The sequence below is a fragment of the Marinomonas primoryensis genome (assembly GCF_013372285.1).
GTDB lineage: Bacteria > Pseudomonadota > Gammaproteobacteria > Pseudomonadales > Marinomonadaceae > Marinomonas > Marinomonas primoryensis.
Genome location: NZ_CP054301.1, coordinates 2000015 through 2018356, shown reverse-complemented (window position 1 = coordinate 2018356; position 18342 = coordinate 2000015). Strand labels below are relative to the sequence as shown.

Annotated in this window: 19 protein-coding genes; 7 read left to right on the top strand and 12 right to left on the bottom strand. The window is 43.2% G+C overall.

Annotated features, from left to right (window positions below):
• Window positions 1-5: 5 nt before the first annotated feature.
• Together MP3633_RS09250 and dinG are read right to left on the bottom strand one after the other, a co-directional pair.
• Entirely contained in the window at window positions 6-1352 is a 1347-nt protein-coding gene (locus MP3633_RS09250) for a DEAD/DEAH box helicase (protein ID WP_176335329.1), read from the bottom strand.
• Between the two features lie 108 nt (window positions 1353-1460).
• On the bottom strand, window positions 1461-3584 hold the full coding sequence (gene dinG / locus MP3633_RS09245) for an ATP-dependent DNA helicase DinG (RefSeq protein ID WP_176335328.1): 2124 nt from the start codon (window positions 3582-3584) through the stop codon (window positions 1461-1463).
• Between the two features lie 69 nt (window positions 3585-3653).
• Between dinG and lexA the strand changes: the two genes are divergently transcribed.
• The gene (gene lexA / locus MP3633_RS09240) at window positions 3654-4274 is read left to right on the top strand and encodes a transcriptional repressor LexA (protein ID WP_176335327.1); all 621 of its coding nucleotides are present in this window, start codon (window positions 3654-3656) and stop codon (window positions 4272-4274) included.
• Window positions 4275-4333: 59 nt separating this feature from the next.
• Here the strand turns inward: lexA and MP3633_RS09235 are convergent, their stop codons facing one another.
• From MP3633_RS09235 to topA, 3 genes are read right to left on the bottom strand one after another with little or no spacing between them, the layout of a single operon-like run.
• Entirely contained in the window at window positions 4334-4600 is a 267-nt protein-coding gene (locus MP3633_RS09235) for a hypothetical protein (protein WP_112138849.1), read from the bottom strand.
• Window positions 4601-4602: 2 nt separating this feature from the next.
• The gene (locus tag MP3633_RS09230) at window positions 4603-5070 is read right to left on the bottom strand and encodes a DUF6586 family protein (protein ID WP_112138851.1); all 468 of its coding nucleotides are present in this window, start codon (window positions 5068-5070) and stop codon (window positions 4603-4605) included.
• Window positions 5067-7697, bottom strand: coding sequence for a type I DNA topoisomerase (gene topA, locus MP3633_RS09225; RefSeq protein WP_176335326.1), 2631 nt, complete (start codon window positions 7695-7697; stop codon window positions 5067-5069). The genes MP3633_RS09230 and topA overlap by 4 nt, the downstream gene beginning before the upstream one ends.
• Before the next feature lie 190 nt (window positions 7698-7887).
• Between topA and MP3633_RS09220 the strand changes: the two genes are divergently transcribed.
• Window positions 7888-8640, top strand: a complete 753-nt coding sequence (locus MP3633_RS09220) for a DNA topoisomerase I (RefSeq protein ID WP_176335325.1) — start codon at window positions 7888-7890, stop codon at window positions 8638-8640.
• A gap of 41 nt (window positions 8641-8681) precedes the next feature.
• Here MP3633_RS09220 and MP3633_RS09215 read toward each other — a convergent pair whose 3' ends face one another.
• Complete coding sequence (locus MP3633_RS09215) at window positions 8682-9170, bottom strand: hypothetical protein (protein WP_176335324.1); 489 nt, start codon at window positions 9168-9170, stop codon at window positions 8682-8684.
• A gap of 62 nt (window positions 9171-9232) precedes the next feature.
• On the opposite strand from MP3633_RS09215, the gene MP3633_RS09210 reads away from it, so the two are divergent.
• Window positions 9233-9667, top strand: coding sequence for a universal stress protein (locus MP3633_RS09210; RefSeq protein ID WP_112138859.1), 435 nt, complete (start codon window positions 9233-9235; stop codon window positions 9665-9667).
• 66 nt (window positions 9668-9733) lie between these two features.
• Here MP3633_RS09210 and cysS read toward each other — a convergent pair whose 3' ends face one another.
• The 5 genes from cysS to MP3633_RS09185 form a co-directional block, all read right to left on the bottom strand.
• On the bottom strand, window positions 9734-11116 hold the full coding sequence (gene cysS, locus MP3633_RS09205; RefSeq protein WP_176335323.1) for a cysteine--tRNA ligase: 1383 nt from the start codon (window positions 11114-11116) through the stop codon (window positions 9734-9736).
• Between the two features lie 4 nt (window positions 11117-11120).
• Window positions 11121-12794 carry a glutamine--tRNA ligase/YqeY domain fusion protein gene (locus MP3633_RS09200; protein WP_176335322.1) on the bottom strand — a complete coding sequence of 558 codons (1674 nt, stop codon included), beginning with the start codon at window positions 12792-12794 and terminating at the stop codon, window positions 11121-11123.
• Between the two features lie 124 nt (window positions 12795-12918).
• On the bottom strand, window positions 12919-13248 hold the full coding sequence (locus tag MP3633_RS09195) for an AzlD domain-containing protein (protein ID WP_176335321.1): 330 nt from the start codon (window positions 13246-13248) through the stop codon (window positions 12919-12921).
• Window positions 13245-13982 (bottom strand): AzlC family ABC transporter permease, encoded by a 738-nt coding sequence (locus MP3633_RS09190; protein ID WP_112138868.1) that lies wholly within the window; start codon window positions 13980-13982, stop codon window positions 13245-13247. Before MP3633_RS09190 ends, MP3633_RS09195 begins: the two co-directional genes overlap by 4 nt.
• Entirely contained in the window at window positions 13979-14944 is a 966-nt protein-coding gene (locus tag MP3633_RS09185) for a GNAT family N-acetyltransferase (protein ID WP_176335320.1), read from the bottom strand. Before MP3633_RS09185 ends, MP3633_RS09190 begins: the two co-directional genes overlap by 4 nt.
• A 203-nt stretch (window positions 14945-15147) precedes the next feature.
• Between MP3633_RS09185 and queC the strand changes: the two genes are divergently transcribed.
• From queC to MP3633_RS09165, 4 genes are all read left to right on the top strand, one after another.
• Window positions 15148-15807 (top strand): 7-cyano-7-deazaguanine synthase QueC, encoded by a 660-nt coding sequence (gene queC / locus MP3633_RS09180; protein ID WP_112138872.1) that lies wholly within the window; start codon window positions 15148-15150, stop codon window positions 15805-15807.
• A 158-nt stretch (window positions 15808-15965) separates the two neighbouring features.
• Window positions 15966-16616 carry a 7-carboxy-7-deazaguanine synthase gene (gene queE, locus MP3633_RS09175; RefSeq protein WP_112138874.1) on the top strand — a complete coding sequence of 217 codons (651 nt, stop codon included), beginning with the start codon at window positions 15966-15968 and terminating at the stop codon, window positions 16614-16616.
• A 43-nt stretch (window positions 16617-16659) separates the two neighbouring features.
• On the top strand, window positions 16660-17163 hold the full coding sequence (locus MP3633_RS09170; RefSeq protein WP_176335319.1) for a peptidylprolyl isomerase: 504 nt from the start codon (window positions 16660-16662) through the stop codon (window positions 17161-17163).
• On the top strand, window positions 17163-17939 hold the full coding sequence (locus tag MP3633_RS09165) for a UDP-2,3-diacylglucosamine diphosphatase (protein ID WP_176335318.1): 777 nt from the start codon (window positions 17163-17165) through the stop codon (window positions 17937-17939). The genes MP3633_RS09170 and MP3633_RS09165 overlap by 1 nt, the downstream gene beginning before the upstream one ends.
• 63 nt (window positions 17940-18002) lie before the next feature.
• Here the strand turns inward: MP3633_RS09165 and MP3633_RS09160 are convergent, their stop codons facing one another.
• A complete protein-coding gene (locus tag MP3633_RS09160) occupies window positions 18003-18314 on the bottom strand; it encodes a hypothetical protein (protein ID WP_112138880.1) in 312 nt (103 codons plus the stop codon).
• Window positions 18315-18342: the final 28 nt, after the last annotated feature.

Here is an 18342-nt window from a genome sequence, read left to right as displayed (position 1 = left end):
GATGTTTATCGAGACATATCAACCATGTATTCACAGCGAATGCTCTCACCAACGACTTTCTCGATTTCTGGAATCATGAAAGCATCATCTTCACTGGCAAAGCTCACAGATCTACCTGTTTCACCACCTCGGCCAGTTCGTCCAATACGATGTACGTAATCTTCAGGATCTTCTGGCAAGGCATAGTTTACAACTAACTCCACATTGTCCACATGGATGCCTCGCCCAGCAACATCAGTAGCAACAAGTACTTGGATGATGCCTTCTTTGAAGTTTTTCAAGGTCTTGACACGCTTATCTTGCGCCACTTCACCAGATAAAATAGCACAATTAATATTCGCTTTACGTAGACGCTCATATAAGTCGCGTGTTTCATCACGACGGTTGGCAAAAATAATCGTACGTTGGCCGCCATTTTCTTCAATTAGCTGCTTTAGTACTGGCCATTTCTGATCCGCTTCGACCGTATAGATTACTTGATCTATATTTTGATTCGTTGCTTCTTTAGGCACAACGGACACTTCTTTAGGGAAATATGTCCATTGTTGCGCTAACGCCTGAATGTCTTTCGGGAAAGTGGCACTGAATAACATTGTCTGCCTAGCTTCTTTATGTGGCGTCATACGAATAATGCTTTTCACATCCGGAATAAAGCCCATGGACAACATACGGTCAGCCTCATCTAGCACAAGACATTCCACTTTACCCAACTGAACCTTACGACTACGAGCAAAATCCAACAAACGCCCTGGCGTTGCCACCAATATATCAACGTTTTCAGTTTCTAACGAAATTTTCTGTTTTTCATAACTTAAGCCACCCACTAGCGTAACAACATTCAAGTGACAGTTAGACGTTAATTTAACCGCCTCATCAGCAATCTGTATGGCTAACTCGCGAGTTGGTGCGATAATTAAACCGCGGGCAAAATTGTTAGGGCGTTTCTCTTCAAGCGGGTAATCGAGAAAATCAGTAATCATCGCGATCAAAAAAGCCGCAGTTTTACCCGTCCCAGTTTGAGCCTGACCAATAATGTCGTAGCCCTGCAACGTCATCGGTAGTGTTTCTGCCTGTATTTCACTGCAGTATTCAAATCCCATCTCAGCGATAGACTTAATCACGCGGTCTGGGATGTTCAAATCGTGGAAGCGCAATTTGCCTTCTACTACATCAACCTGAAAATCGTCTATAGACCAAATACCAGCGTTTGAATTACCAACAGGTGTCGCTTCATTTTCAACTTGCACGCTGCTTGATGTCTCATCATTGTTTTTAGGACGCTTATTTGTGCGACGGGTACGTTTTGGTTTGGTCGTAGTTTCTGATGGTGCTTCTTGAATTTGGTTTTCCATATTGGAATCTATACGCTTCTATATTGTTTAGAGGTTAATAATTATTACAAGGAGTGTACCTAATTGGTAAGTTTTTATCACCCCTTGCTTACGGTTTGTTGTGCTTAGCTACTGATATCGATAAGGCGGTAAACTATTAATTAATTGTTTGCCGTAACGTTTTGTTCGCAAGCGTTTGTCTAAAATATGAATTTCCCCACTGTCCGTTTCGCTTCTTAGTAGCCGCCCCGTCGCTTGAACCAAGCGCAAAGAAGCATCAGGGATGGTTATTTCCATAAAGGGGTTACCGCCACGTTTTTGAATCCACTCTGCCAATGTTGCTTCGACAGGGTCATCAGGAACAGAAAAAGGAATTTTCGCGATATACACACATGTTAAATAGTCGCCAGGCAAATCCACACCCTCAGCGAAACTCGCCAACCCGAGCAACAAACTCCCCTTCCCGCTATCAATGCTCGCTCTATGCGAATCTAAAATAACGCGCTTAGATTGCTCCCCCTGCATTAGTAGTATTTCCTGTAGTCCAGCAGACAGCGACTTAGCCACCTCTTCCATCTGACGACGAGAAGAAAAAAGCACCAAACTGCCTTTTGCTATATTCACATGCTCATCTAGATAAGCAATAATTTCAGCGGTATGTTGTTCAACACGATTGGGCTCATGCTCCATATCAGGCACCACTAACAAACCATTCGTTTGAAAATCAAACGGACTTATAACACGCAAATATTCGCTTTCTTGAGGTACGCCTGAACGCATATTAAATCGATGAAATTGATTTAATGCCGTTAGCGTCGCTGACGTTACGACCGCACCAAAACACTTATCCCATAACTGCTGCCGTAATGTATTAGCCGCAAGAATAGGCGACCCTCCCAATTCAATATCCTGCTCCATGCCCTGCCCAGACAAAATCAGCCAACGAGCATTAGGCGGATAATTTTGATCATCGACTGTAGAATATAAGCGCCACAAGCCCACACTTTGCTCTAGTCGCCCGAGAATGACGCCCAATATAGGCTGCCAAGTCTCTGCCGTTTCCGATGTCACTCCCATGCCTTCATTTTGTTTGGTCTTTTTACATTCGTCTTGGATACTTTCGATGTTTTTAAACAACTTTTGATAAGACGTTTGCAGGCTGTACGCCAACTGACGAAGTTCATCCGGAACGAGACCAAATTCAAAACGATGCTGATTATTCTCTTGATCCAAGCCTAACCCTTGAATATAAGGGGCTAGACCCTGCTGTGCGTATTGGATGAAATTCACAATACTTTGTATTTGCTGCGGAACTTTTAGCAACAACTGCCCAGTAAGGCTGACATCATCTGTCAACTCCTGCTTCAAGTTGACCAAGTTTTTCTCAAGCTGACGAAGCCAAGCAATACTTTGCTGCAAACGCACTTCATGCCGAAAGTGACCTATCGCTTTATCTGGAAGATGATGACCCTCATCAAATACATAAATAGTTTCTTTTGGGGGTGTCAGTATTGCACCACCACCCAGAGACAAGTCGGCTAGCACCAAATCATGGTTCGCCACTATAACATCTGCTACTTCAATCTCGGCTCTCGCTTTAAAAAACGGACACGCAGAATAGTTAGCACAATTTCGATTTGTACACTGTTGGTGATCGGTGGTTAAGCGACGCCAATCTTGATCGCGAATAATTCCTGCCCAATTATCTTTATCGCCATCCCATTCACCTTTTCCCAAGGCGGTGTCCATTTCTTGATAAAGAGCTGTGTTTACATCATCCGAGTTAAGGTGTTGCTCAAAAAGACCAGCGAACATGTCTTCCATGGCCTGTTCTTCTGAGCTTAAAAAGCCTTCAAGGTTATTCAGACACAAATAGCGCCCTCGCCCTTTCGCCAGTGTGTATTTAAAACTCAACTCAGTATGCTCAAGTAGATCTGGCAACTCCTTATGAAGAATCTGCTCTTGTAGCGCCACCGTGGCAGTAGATATGATTAATTTAAGGCCTCGAGCTTTCGCAATAGGGATTGCAGCCAAGCAATAAGACAAAGTTTTGCCTGTGCCTGTGCCTGCCTCAATGACCGCGACATGTTTTTCATCGAGTCGCTCACCCTCACTACCTTGTTTTATATTACCCAAAGTTCGTGCGATGGCGCCTATCATTTCCCGCTGGCCAGCCCTTGGTTTATGGGACTTCGCCTCTAAAGAGGCTCGGTAAGCAAGTTGTATTTGTTTTTTTAGTTCATCTGAAAGCATTTATATCATTGAGATTAGTTAAGAATACTGTATATAATAACAGTTACTGTATAAACAACCAGATAACCTATGATTAAATTAACCAAAAGACAATCTGACGTACTAGAAACCATTCGCGAATTTATTAGTGAAACTGGTTTTCCACCAACCAGAGCTGAAATAGCTCGTCGACTTGGGTTTAAATCCCCCAATGCCGCCGAAGAACATCTAAAAGCCTTGTGTAGAAAAGGGGCTATTGAAATGCTCTCGGGCGCCTCTCGTGGGATTCGCTTAGTTAATCAAGCGTCGAACGACGAACCAGAAGACCTTGGACTGCCTATTATAGGAAAGGTCGCTGCAGGTTATCCGATTCTTGCTCAGGAAAACATTGCCTCTCACGTCAACATACCAGCAAGCATGTTTTCTCCAAAAGCAGACTATTTTCTCTCTGTTTCTGGAACAAGCATGAAAAACATTGGCATTATGGAAGGCGATCTTTTAGCTGTTCATAAAACCACCACCGTTCAAAATGGCCAAATCGTCGTTGCTCGAATAGGCGACGAAGTGACGGTAAAGCGATTTGAACAAAATGGCAGCATTGTTCGACTCATTCCAGAAAATGAAGACTTCAATGACATTATCGTCGACCTAGAAAGCGAAGAGTTTGTTATTGAAGGTCTTTCCGTCGGCGTTATCCGCCAAGGAATTTAGCGCTCAACAAAAAGGCGAAGCCATCGCTTCGCCTTTTACCTTAACTATATTCCTAAAGTTCAATGCAGTATCTTCGGTCGTAAATCTTCATCTTCAAGATATCCGGACTCTTCATCAAAATAAGTCTCCTCCGAATAAACAAAATCAATACCCGCATGAAACATGCATTTTGCCAGTTCAAAATAACGATCCTGTAAAGAAGATCTTGTGTCATCCGATATCTGCAAGGTTGCCAATGGCATTGTTTCCTCTCCGTCTTCACTGGCCGGTCTGAGCACAATATCGCCGTTATCCAGCTCAACAATTTCTAGGTAGGACTCTTTCATATTCAATACTCTGATGACTCTTCTCTAAAACGTAATACTAACTCAACTAAATTAGCCAAGTAAAAGCCAACCGAAGCGCCCGCGTCACTTCCACGTCCGATGACATTATCATCTTCAACAATAGACCTAGCAGCACAACACTCTAGCTGAACCAAGTAAGCTTGATGCAACTGAGAGCACCAAGAGTCTGAGCGAGATAACAAGCCACTCAGCTCACTTAACACGGGCACCATCATTTGCTTCGTTTCCGCTTCAGCTAATAATTTAGCGACATCCAACGACCCAGATAATGAATAGGCAGAGGAAACTTCTTTCAATAAACCATTCAGCGCACTTCTTAACTGAAAAATAGCCGAGCTTTCCAACCCTACACCCAACCACTTTTCTTCACTGTTTTGGCTTTGTTTAATAAAGCGCCTTGCCGTATCTATCTTTTGGTTCGTTAGGCTAGCAAAACTTACACTACTCATTTCTTCTTCTTACCTTCCTCGATGACCCATTTAGAACCAACGAAGTAGGCTTTCCAGCCAGTTGGCTTGCCGTCCTCTTCTGTCATCACATATTGCTCCTTAGTTTTACGGCTATAGCGAATAACAGTTGGGAGACCATCACCATCCGCCACAGGGGCTTTGGCAAAGAAATGGTATTTGGGATCTATTTGATCCATATAGGGAAGCAATTCTTTTACAAGGGGCGCGCGCGTTTCTCGTTTACGAGGGAACTGACTCGCCGCCAAAAACAAACCTGTCGCACCATCACGTAAAATATAATGATCTTCAACTTTTTGACAAGCAAGATCCGGCATTGGAACAGGGTCCATTTTGGGTGGCGCAGCCTCACCACTCTTCAATAATTTACGTGTATTTTTACACTCTTCATTGGTACATCCGAAGTACTTACCAAAGCGCCCTGTTTTTAACTGCATATCAGAAGAGCATTTATCACATTCTAGCAAAGGCCCATCGTAGCCTTTTATCTTAAATGTGCCCTGCTCTACTTCATAACCTGAGCAAGATGGGTTATTACCGCAAACATGAAGCTTGCGATGCTCATCCATCAAGTAGCTGTCCATCGCTGAACCGCAAATAGTACAGCGGTGCTTATTAATTAGAGCTTTAGATTCGCCCTCTTCGTCATCAACCGCAACAACGTCATCCCCACGAATAAGGTTAATAGTTGCCTTACAGCGCTCTTTTGGCGGTAATGCGTATCCAGAACATGACATAAATACACCAGTACTCGCTGTGCGAATCTGCATAGGTCGAGAACATGTCGGACATTCAATGTCCGTTGGTGTCGGCTCATTTAGCATCATGCCGCCATCTGGTGCTTCGGCTTTGGCCAAAACACCACTAAAGTCTTTATAGAACGCATTTAGCGTTTTAATCCAATCTTTATGACCTTCAGCAATATCATCCAGCTGCTCTTCCATTTGAGCCGTGAAGCTAAAATTCATTAACGAACCAAAGCTATCAACCAAACGCTCAGTGACAATATCACCCATTTTTTCTGCATAAAACCGACGATTTTCAACGCGAACATAACCACGATCTTGAATCGTAGAAATGATAGATGCGTACGTGGACGGACGACCAATACCACGTTTCTCTAACTCTTTTACCAAACTTGCTTCACTGAAACGTGCCACGGGCTTAGTAAAATGCTGCTCAGCTAACAGTTCGTTGAGGGATAAAAACTCCCCCTTAGCAACATCAGGCAAAATGTTGTCTTCGCCTTTTTTAACCACGGTTTGCATAGCGCGAGTATAACCATCAAAACGCAAAATACGTCCTTTGGCTTTGAACTCGTATTCGCCACTGCTTACTGTAATGGTGGTTGATGTGTATTGCGCTGGCGTCATTTGACATGCCATGAATTGGCTTCGGATCAAATCGTATAAACGATGCGAATCTTTCTCCATGCCAAGCAAATCATCAACACGCACTGTAACGTCAGAAGGTCGAATTGCCTCATGCGCTTCTTGAGCGCCTTCTTTGCTACTGTAACGAATAGGCTCTTCAGGCAAATACTTATCGCCGTAAGTGGATGAGATATAACCTCGTAAGGCCTCAACAGCATCAACACTCAGGTTTGTCGAATCGGTACGCATGTAAGTAATATAACCGCCTTCATACAAGCGCTGCGCCAACATCATGGTCTTCTTAACACCATAACCCAAACGCGTGCTAGCCGCCTGCTGAAGCGTAGAAGTAATAAATGGCGCAGACGGTTTACTACTGGTCGGTTTATCTTCACGACTGCTAACCAAGTATTTTGCGCCATTTAGACGTGCAAGGTGCTCGTCGGATTCTATTTTATTTACTGGACGGTATTCTTTGTTCTGATACTTTGCCGCTTCAAACTTAATAACTTCTTTTGATGGCGTGGCAAGTAAAGCGTCCAACTCCCAAAACTCATCAGGAATAAAAGCGCGTATTTCTTTTTCACGTTCAACAATTAAACGCACAGCAACCGACTGAACACGGCCAGCCGAAAGACCCCTTGCCACTTTCGCCCAAAGCAAAGGCGACACCATGAAACCAACAACGCGGTCTAAAAATCGACGTGCTTGTTGCGCATTAACCCGATCCAAATCTAGTTCAGATGGTGTTTCAAAAGCAGCCTTGATAGCTTTTTTGGTAATTTCGTTAAATACCACTCGCTTGTAGCGACTGTCATCACCACCAATGGCCTCACGTAGATGCCAAGCAATTGCCTCCCCCTCTCTATCCAAATCGGTTGCGAGATAGATGGTGTCAGCATTTTTCGCCAATCGCTTCAGTTCATCAACGACTTTTTCTTTGCCTGGCAAAATTTCATAGTGAGCCTTCCAGTTATTTTCTGGATCCACTCCCATTCTAGTAATTAACTGTTTCCGAGACTTGGCACTTCTGTATTCGAGCTTTTCTTCTGGACTCATTTTACGCGTCAAAGCAGCTTGTTTCGCTCGCTCCTGAGGCGTAGAGGTGGAAGTTGTACCTGAAGGCAAGTCTCGAATGTGTCCTACACTCGATTTGACTATAAAGTCATCGCCCAGATATTTGTTGATGGTTTTCGCCTTAGCAGGCGATTCCACGATAACCAGTGATTTTCCCATTGAACTGTGTAAGCCTTTTAATAAAGTAGGTCTGCAAATCCACGTTGCACGAAGTTTAATCTCTAGGGGCGCTGATATTAAGCAAACACCTTTTATATGACAAGCGATCCCTGTATTGTTTCACACATTAAATCTTGCTGAACTTAGTATTTCTTATTTAACATACTGAATTCATTGCTTAAGGACAATCATGGCTACCCTTCAAATTTTAACCATTGCTTTTTTGATCATCATTGTACTTTTGTCTGTTGTCATTGGATCACGTGCGCACCAAAAAGAAAAAGAAATTACTGAGCGACGCGTAAAACAATTACAACTGTCTAATAGGGCTGATCGTGTTGAACAACATATTCGCGGCCTAAAAGACATAAACACAGACACGATAGCCACGGATGTGCTTTATGATTTCTATCTAGACACACTTCGGGAACTTCTGCAATATTCAGATGACTCTGAAAAAATAGAAATACGTATTGCCACCGCGGAAGAGGGCCGAAATAACGAGCCTGCCGAGTATAACCCAGAGCCAGACCTTTTAAGCTTTCAAGAAAAAACCAACTACAAAGAACGCTTAACCAAACTGGCTAAAATGCTTTTATATTTGCGCCGTAAAGGCCGTATTAGTAACGCACACTACCAAGCCTGCTATGAGTATTTACGCTGGCTCAACCTCTGGATTCAACTAAATCGCCAAATGGTTCAAGCAAATAAAAACTTCTTAAGTGGCGACTTACGCGTTGCACAAACACTGTACGGCGTAATATTGTCACACATTAAATCAGACTCAATAGAGCGGCCAGAAAAGAAAATTTTAAAAACATTTGTCACCGATAGAATGAAAGAAATCTTATCTCCGAAAATTGCGGCCATGACAGAGAGCGACAATCCAGAAGAAGTATTAAGCGAACTTATTCAAAATCTAGATATCCCTAAAAACTTATAGAACAAGGAGAAAACAACGCTAGAAAACACTGCTGTATGGCCTCAATCAGAAATATTCTTCAACTCTGCCAATGAAAAAACAAAGTGGGCCAACTTCTCTAAAGCGACCTCATCACCTGCTTCATCCCAATAGAATGAAACACTCTCTGGCGTGATTTTTATCCCGATAAGCAAGGCACCATATTTTTCAAGCGCACCTCTAGACTCTGCAGACAAGGCCAATAATTCACTGGTCCACCATCCTTCAATCAAGGAATGATATTTCCATACTTCAAAAGGCAATATCCACACTTTATCAGGCAAGGAAGTAACCGGCTTTAAACGATAAAAAGAGTATGCAATCGTTTTTTCTCTATTCAATGACTTATCCCACTTGTCAGGAAGGTCAATTGATGTAAGCTGAACAGTAAGTCCAAGCTTTCGGGCATGCATACGTAAAGCCATGCGTTGCCGCTCTTTTTTGGGTGGCATAATCCATAACGCTGACCCCATTAAAGATAATGTAATGAAAATAACAATGAAAGCCGTCATATTAAATGTTTCTCAATTATTGAACTAAAATAAACAAAACGAGCCAATTTTGGAGGTATTCTATGCTGTATAACAGAATTTTACTTGCTGTTGACCTAACCGATGAGAGCATCAAAGTCGCAAACAAAGCCGTTGCTCTGTGTAAAGCAACCGGTGCAGAACTTACCATACTTCACGTCATTGAATCGCTTAATTACGCCTATGGCGGCGATGTACCCATTGATATCACAGACATACAAGCTCAATTACAAGAAACCGCCAAAGAGCGCATCTCGATTCTAGAAGCGCAACTGGACATATCTGTTCAAGAAAGCTGTATCACGCAAGGCGGTATAGAAAGCGAAATACACCGTATTGCAGAAGAAAAGAAAGTCGATTTAATCGTTGTGGGGAGCCACGGCCGCCACGGTCTTGCCTTATTACTTGGCTCAACCGCAAATGGCGTACTGCACGGAGCACCTTGTGATGTGCTAGCCGTAAAAGTAGCCAAAGACTAGCCAATTAAAACAAAGATAATTTAAAAGGCGATGTAAATACATCGCCTTTTAAACATTTCAAACAGCCTAGCTTCGCGTCCAAGTCGTTCCTTCTCGACTATCAAGAAGCTCAATGCCTTGACCCGCCAACTCATCTCGTATTTCATCACTACGGGCAAAGTTTTTATCTTTGCGAACTTGCGCTCTCTCATCGATTAAAGCCTGTATTGCCGCTTCATCCAGCCCTTCTGACACCGTACTGTTCTGTAGGAAGAACTCAGGCTCTTGATACAATAAACCAAGCACGCCAGCCAAAGAGCGAAGCTCCGCTGCCAATGCGGACGCCTTAGTACTGTCTTCCGTTTTGGCCTTGTTGAGCTCGCGAACCAATTCAAATAAGACAGACACAGCGACCGCCGTATTGAAGTCGTCTTTCATTGCCGCTTCAAAGCGCTCAGTAAAGTCGCTAGGAGAAAAACTCTCATCGACATCCTGATGGCGTAGTGCGGTGTAAAGACGCTCCAACGCAACCTTAGCCTCAAGCAAGCTCTGATCTGAATAGTCAATGGCGCTACGATACTGGCTAGACACCATAAGATAGCGAACCACCTCAGGGTTAAATTTCGCCAACACATCACGTACAGTGAAAAAATTGCCCAGTGATTTGGACATTTTTTCGTTATTGACGCGAACCGCGCCACAATGCATCCAGTAATTAACATAATCCTTGCCCGTTGCGGCTTCAGATTGTGCAATTTCATTTTCATGATGTGGAAACTTAAGATCCGGGCCACCACCATGAATATCGAAATGACTGCCAAGGCAGTTTGTCGACATGGCCGAACACTCAATATGCCAACCAGGACGCCCTTCACCCCAAGGCGAAGACCAAGACACCTCTCCTACTTTCGTTTGCTTCCACAATACGAAATCCGCAGGATGTTCTTTAGCAACTTCAACATCAACACGAGCACCGGCCAACATGTCATCTAGCTTGCGGTTATTTAACTTTCCATAACCTTCAAACTTGGTGGTTCGATAATAAACATCACCAGAAACCCCTTGATACGCAAAATCCTTATCGATCAGGATTTGAATCATATCAATGATCTCTTGCATGAACTCCGTCGCTTTTGGCTCACGATCAGGCATTTTATTGCCTAAACGCAGTTCATCTTCACGCTGTGCCGCAATCATTCGCTCAGTCAACAACTGAGTGGATTCATTATTCTCTTCCGCACGCTTGATGATTTTATCGTCAACGTCGGTAATATTTCGCACATAATTCAATTCGTAACCTAGGTGACGAATGAAGCGTGAAATAATGTCAAAGGAAATCATCGCACGAGCATGACCAATGTGGCAAAAATCGTAGACAGTGTTGCCACAAACATACATACCAACCTTGCCTTCCTCGATTGGTTTGAAAATTTCTTTCTTCCCACTTAGGGTGTTGTAAATCTTCAACATGCGCTTAATTTCCTTTTGCTTCAATTTTTGCCCAAGAGTCACGCAAGGTGACTGTACGATTAAACACCACACCGTCTTCTTTCAAATCACGGCAGAAATACCCTTCTCGTTCGAACTGAAATCCTTGACCCTTTTCAGACTGCAACAATGACGGTTCAGCTTTGGCAATAGTCACCATCGTTAACGATTCTGGATTAATGAAATCCAAGAAGGTTTTATCTTCATAGTTTGCATCAGGCAATTCATTCACGAACAAGCGATCGTAAAGATTAACGGTAGCATCAACAGCATGCTTCGCGCTTACCCAATGAATCACACCTTTTGGCTTGTAGCCTTCAGGGTTCACACCCAATGTACTCTCATCATAACGGCAACGTAATTCGACTACGTCACCCGCGTCATTTTTAATTGCTTCATCACAAGTAATGACATAACCGCCGCGAAGACGAACCGCGCCTTCAAGCGTTAAGCGCTTCCATTTACGAGGCGGCACTTCGGCAAAGTCTGCGGCGTCAATGTACAACTCTTTACTAAATGGCACTTGGCGAGTGCCCGCTTCTTCATTTTTCGGGTGATTACCCACCGTGAAGATTTCTTCTTTACCTTCAGGGTAGTTGGTCAGGGTAACTTTGATCGGATTCAGCACAACCATAGCGCGATTTGCACTGGCATCCAAATCTTCACGAATAGCGTGTTCCAACATACCGACATCAACCGTACTGTCAGATTTTGTCACACCAATACGATCGCAAAAATTACGGATAGATAAAGCTGTATAACCACGACGACGCAAACCAGAAATCGTCGGCATCCGCGGATCATCCCAACCATGTACGTGTTTTTCATCCACCAGCTGCTTCAACTTACGCTTGCTCGTTACGGTGTAGTTTAAATTCAAACGAGCAAATTCAATTTGTTGTGGATGAGCCGTCTTCAACGTATCCAACACCCAATCGTACAATGGACGATGATCTTGAAACTCAAGCGTACAGACAGAGTGCGTCACTTCTTCAATGGCATCCGACAAACAATGCGTAAAATCATACATCGGATAAACGCACCATTTATCACCCGTTTGGTGATGGTGCACATGACGAACTCGATAGATAATTGGATCACGCATATTGATATTTGGACTGCCCATATCAATTTTAGCGCGCAGAACCACTTCACCGTCTTTGTATTTACCATTTTTCATATCCATGAAAACGGCCATATTTTCTTCAACACTGCGATCACGATATGGGCTATTTTTACCTGGCTCTTTCAATGTGCCGCGATATTCGCGCATTTGCTCAGCGTTTAGTTCACAAGCATAGGCCTTGCCTGCCTGAACAAGTTGTATTGCAAAATCAAACAATTGATCAAAATAGTCAGAAGCAAACTTAGGTTCGTCTTTCCATTCAAAGCCAAGCCACTCTACATCGCGTTTAATCGATTCAATGTATTCAACACTTTCCTTCTCAGGATTAGTGTCATCAAAACGTAGATTGCACTGACCATTGTAACGCTGCGCTAAGCCGAAGTTCAGACAAATGGATTTAGCATGGCCGATGTGTAGGTAGCCATTTGGCTCAGGTGGAAAGCGAGTAAGAACCTTACCGCCGTGCTTACCTGATTCGTTATCTTTATCAATGATTTGGGTAATAAAATTACCTGGTTTTGACGTTTCTGACATGGTTGATGTAAGTCCCGATAAGTGTTGGTCTAACAATATTGTTACTTTGATCGGCAAGTATATAGTATTTAGGTTTCTATGGGATATTGAGCAGAAAAATCTTTTCCATGTTTTCCTCTCATCACTAAGCCGAAAGAACGTATTTCGACACAAAAAAAACGATCACTCCCACCAAAATGGTAAGCAACTGCTGTTGCCGCCAAATACCGACAACAAAAGCGGCGATACCACCCAGCAACCAAGGATTGAATAAAGACATATTGATGTGCTGATCTGGCATCAATATCATTGGTGTTATGATCGCGGTTAACACGGCGACAGGAACGAACTTCAGCGCCCTCTCCAAAAAATCGGGCATTACCACTTTATGAGCACGAGCAAACAAGACAAATCGCACTCCAAAGGTCACTACGAACATGCCCGAAATAATCAATACAGCATCGATTAAATTCATTTTTCTGCCCCCTGTATTTTATTGCCTTCTGACTTTTCTTTATTGGACGCCGAATAGTCCGCAAAGTAACCAACCGCAACGCCGATCACCGCCGACACAAGCAGCCCAAGATTATTTGGCAAGCCAGATAAAAGCACCGATGCAACCCCAGCACTTAGCATGCAAAACCAAAAAGGTCTGCGCTTTAAATAGGGCGTGATAATACCAATAAAGGTCGCCACCATTGCGAATTCTAACCCCCATTCACTCATACCTGGAATGAGTTCACCGGATAAAACACCCAATATTGTCGTAACATTCCACATGACATAAAACGAAATAAAAGACCCTAAATACACCTTATGTCCATTTCCTTCATCTGCAGCGCCAATTTCATACATAGGACGAACCGCCGCATAGGTTTCATCAATCAACCCAAAACCCATCACAGCTCGGATCGGCATAGGCAAATGTTTGACAAATTTCACCAAATCCGCAGCGTATAAAAGGTGACGAAGATTAACAATAAAAGTGGTCGACACGATCACCCAGATCGGCGCATGCAAGGCAATTAAACCAAGCGCAACAAATTGCGCTGAGCCTGCGAATACGATGGCCGACATTGCAATAGCGAACCACGGGCTCAACCCATAACTTGAGGCTAAAGACCCAAACAGAAGACCAAACGGAATCCCACCAACGATCATAGGAATTGAGGCGACCGCGCCGCGCCGCATATGCTGCAATGTATTCATAAAGCATCCTTTAATTGTTTTTCCATATAGATGTCCGTTCGCTCATAGATAGATGGTTTGTGCGGTGTCTTTTCTACGAAACCATGTTTTCTATAAAGGCTTTTCGCTGCGTTGAGATTAGAAGCCGTTTCGAGGGTCAGCGTTGTTATCCCTTTTGACATAGCAAAATCAATAACATGTGATAGCAAAGCATCCGCGATGCCCTTTCTTCTACAATGCTCTACAACTGACAGCTTTTGAATTTCTGCAACGCTTCCGTTGCCATTAACCATCAAGACAACCGCCCCAAGCACTCTGTCTTTCCCGCCTTTTTTATTCGCTCTACGTGTAGCGACCCATACATTGCCACCTTTTTCTAATACATGCGTTTGAGGGTTCAATAACACTAGATGGTCGTACTCTGTAATTTGGGTGGGAAAATGCGCTTTTAACCAAGCCATATTCAGAGCATAAAAGTCATCTTGATGAGACGATTTAAAAGATTCAATATGGATACAATGCAGGCGATCTAACACCTTATCGGCCAGTCGCCCATCCATTGTTTGAGCTTCAAGCTGAGCCAAACTTTCCATAAAATCACGACTTGAAAATGCCGCGGCTTCTTCAATAAGAATTTTCAGCTCGATTAGTATGGGTTCAACACGAAACATGGCATCTTCCCCATGCGCAGAAATACGCAGAGAAGATCGTCGCTGATCGCGTTCATCTACCGTTTTTTCGAGTAACTTCGCCTTAATCATTTTTGTCGTTTGCTTGCTAACCGCAGGGTGACTTAAATGCAATTGCTCTGCAATTTCCACGACAGATAAACCCCCTACTGTTTGCAGCAATTTCAGTATCGGAAAATACGTTGCTGAAATAGGGATATCACACTGAACATAGACTTCTTGTACTTGGGCAAATAAATAATCGCTGAGCCGTTTCAATCGACTTCCTAGTGTTAATACACCAAATTGCTCCATCTTGCTTTCCAATCCCATCAAATAAGAACATACCAACAAATATGTAACCGGTTACGCATATTGAAATTACGTTAAACAACACGGCTTTGCAATATCTTTTACGCCCTGCTTTCTAGTTTGCCTCCTAGACAATCTGCTACACTGCGCCCCTCATAAACCATCACCTTTCATTCAAATAAAAGGTCAGCAACAAGGAAATTAACATGCCAGAAAAAGTCGTCGTGGTGTATTCAGGAGGAATGGATTCATTTACCGTTTTGAACACAGCAATCCAAAATGGATTAGACGTTTATGCTCTGTCTTTTGACTATGGACAAAAGCACAGCAAAGAACTAGAAGTGGCAGCACAAGTCTGCCGAACGCTTGGCGTTTCCCATAAAGTCGTTGATATTACGGCGATCAATAGCTTAATGGCGAATTCATCACTCACTGGTGACACGAAGATTCCAGAAGGCCATTACGAAGACGACAGCATGAAATCAACTGTCGTCCCAAATCGCAATATGGTTTTGCTCTCTATGGCGATTGCTTACGCTGTTTCTTTAGAAGCAGGCAAAGTCTATTACGGCGCCCATTCTGGTGATCATCATATCTACCCTGATTGCCGTCCTGAATTTGTCGACGCCATGAACGCAGTCTCTAAAATTGCCAATTATCAATCTGTAGAAATCGTCACGCCCTTTTTGTATTCATCTAAAGGCGACATTTTGAAAGCGGGGTTGAGTATGAATCTGGACTACGCCAATACATGGACTTGTTACAATGGCCGTGAAAAATCCTGTGGGAAATGCGGTGCATGCTGTGAACGCCTTGACGCATTTAGAGAGCAAGGCAAAACAGACCCATTGGATTACGAAATCTAATAGGTTAAATCAACAAATAACTCATTCTGGTTTTAGTGTGTTTGTTTTAGTGCTAAATGGCTTTTGTTCCACAAATGATTCGCTTAGACACTACATTGCTAACTAAAGTAACAACCCTTACCTCGAACTGTTTTTCGAGCCGTAACAGGTGTAACAACATGTATTCAATCAAAGAAGCCTTTTATTCATTACAAGGCGAAGGTGCCCATGCGGGCCGCCCTGCTCTATTTTGTCGTTTTACTGGCTGTAATCTATGGTCTGGTTTAGAAAAAACGCGTTCTCAATCCGACTGTCAATTTTGCGACACTGATTTTATCGGTACCGATGGGCAGAATGGTGGAAAATTTAAAACCGCCTCACAGTTACGCTCACACATTGATGCGCTTTGGCCATCTGGTCATGGGCATAAATACGTGGTTTTTACCGGTGGCGAACCAGCACTCCAACTGGATACCAGCCTCATCAAAGAAATGAAAGATCATGGCTACATGATTGCCATAGAAACCAATGGCACGTTAGCGCTGCCAGATGGCATAGACTGGATCTGCGTGAGCCCCAAGACGCCCAAAAAATTGGTTATTACCAAGGGCGATGAATTAAAACTGGTTTACCCACAAGAACAACTTGATCCTGAACAATTTGAAACCTTAGATTTTGATAATTTTTATTTACAACCTATGGATCAAGGTCATTTATCAGTGGATCAAATCCCTTTGATCAATACTCAAGAAGCCACATTACACTATTGTTTATCGCATCCACGGTGGCGTCTTAGCTTACAAACACATAAAATGCTCAACATTGATTAGAAACACTCAAGATTTTAGCCATTAATTAAACAAGGAATACACAATGATCATTTTACATACAAACCACGGCGACATTCATGTCGAGCTTGATTACGAAAAAGCGCCTAAATCAGCGAAAAATTTTGAAGAATATGTTACATCAGGTTTCTATGATGGCGTTATCTTCCACCGTGTAATCAATGGTTTCATGGTTCAAGGCGGTGGTTTTGAACCTGGTATGACGCAAAAAGAAAACCGTACTGCAATTGAGAACGAAGCGGACAACGGTTTAAAAAATGAAATTGGTACTTTGGCGATGGCTCGCACAATGGACCCACATTCCGCTTCTGCACAATTTTTTATCAACATCGCGGACAACAGCTTCCTAAATCATCGTAGCAAAACGCCAGATGGTTGGGGCTATGCTGTATTTGGTAAAGTAACAGCGGGCATGGACGTCGTAAACAAAATCAAAGAAGTCAAAACTACGATGAAATCAGGGCACCAAGATGTACCTGCTGAAGACGTGATCATCGAAAGCGCTGAACTAGTAAAAAGCGAAGGGTAATGATCCGTTATTTCATTTCAGATCTGCACCTTAGTGACAAACGCCCGGATTTGATCCGGGCGTTTGTTCAAATGACGGAAGAGCTTATTCAGCGTCAAGAAGAAGCGGAGCTTTATATACTCGGTGATTTTTATGAAGCTTGGATCGGTGACGACTTTCATGCCGATTGGAATACGCAAGTAGAAAACGCGCTCGCCACATTATCTCAATCTGGCATTGCCTTATATTTCTTGCATGGTAATAGGGACTTTCTCATCGGCAGCGCGTGGCTAGATAAAGTGGGGGCAACCCTTATTCATGAGCAAACATTATTGCCTTTGAATAACACTTCCGTTCTTTTAACCCATGGCGATGAATATTGTTTGGAAGATACCGAGTATCAAGCATTTAGAAAGACGGTACGCTCTACAGCATGGCAAGAGCAAATTTTATCCTTGCCATTAGAGCAACGCCTCGCTCTTGCGGCGCAACTGCGTAACGACAGCAAGTCCATGGCGGCAGAAAAGTCGATAAGTATCATGGATGTCACTGAATCGGCTGTCGGTGATTCACTTAACCTTCTCCATTGCAAGACAGTCATCCATGGGCACACACACCGCCCTGAGGTGCATAAAGTACACGACTATTTGCGTTGTGTTCTAGGCGATTGGGACGAGTTTATTTGGCTAGCTCATATTGAGGGAGACATTTATACTCAACGCAAAGCGTCCGTCACGGAGTTTATTCAAAACGGATTAAATGGGCTAAAAGAAGCTCATCACGAGAGACTCCTCTAAACGTTATCAATAGTATGGACTTCACAAAAAATGTCAGCGACTATGCTGACATTTTTTTATCCTTTAGCGCTTCAAAAGCTCTTTCACCCACACTGTCTCTTTACTGTTACGCGAACGAGTAAACTCGATATTGCGATTATGCAGCATAGATATCGCTCGGAAAAATGCGTTATTGATAATGACGGGGCTCAGCTGAATACCATAAACACGCCACCAATGCTGTTGAGCTTTACTGGTAAGAAGCTGATATAGAAAATCCAACTCTAGAGAGCCTTTATACATCACATCAAGATCAACAACCGGATCTACCTTAGCAATTTCGAGCCCTAGCCAATAGGTAACGTCCGGAAGGGTTTCGCTCTTATGTACACCCATAACACATTCTCCAGATTTCCGAGTTCAT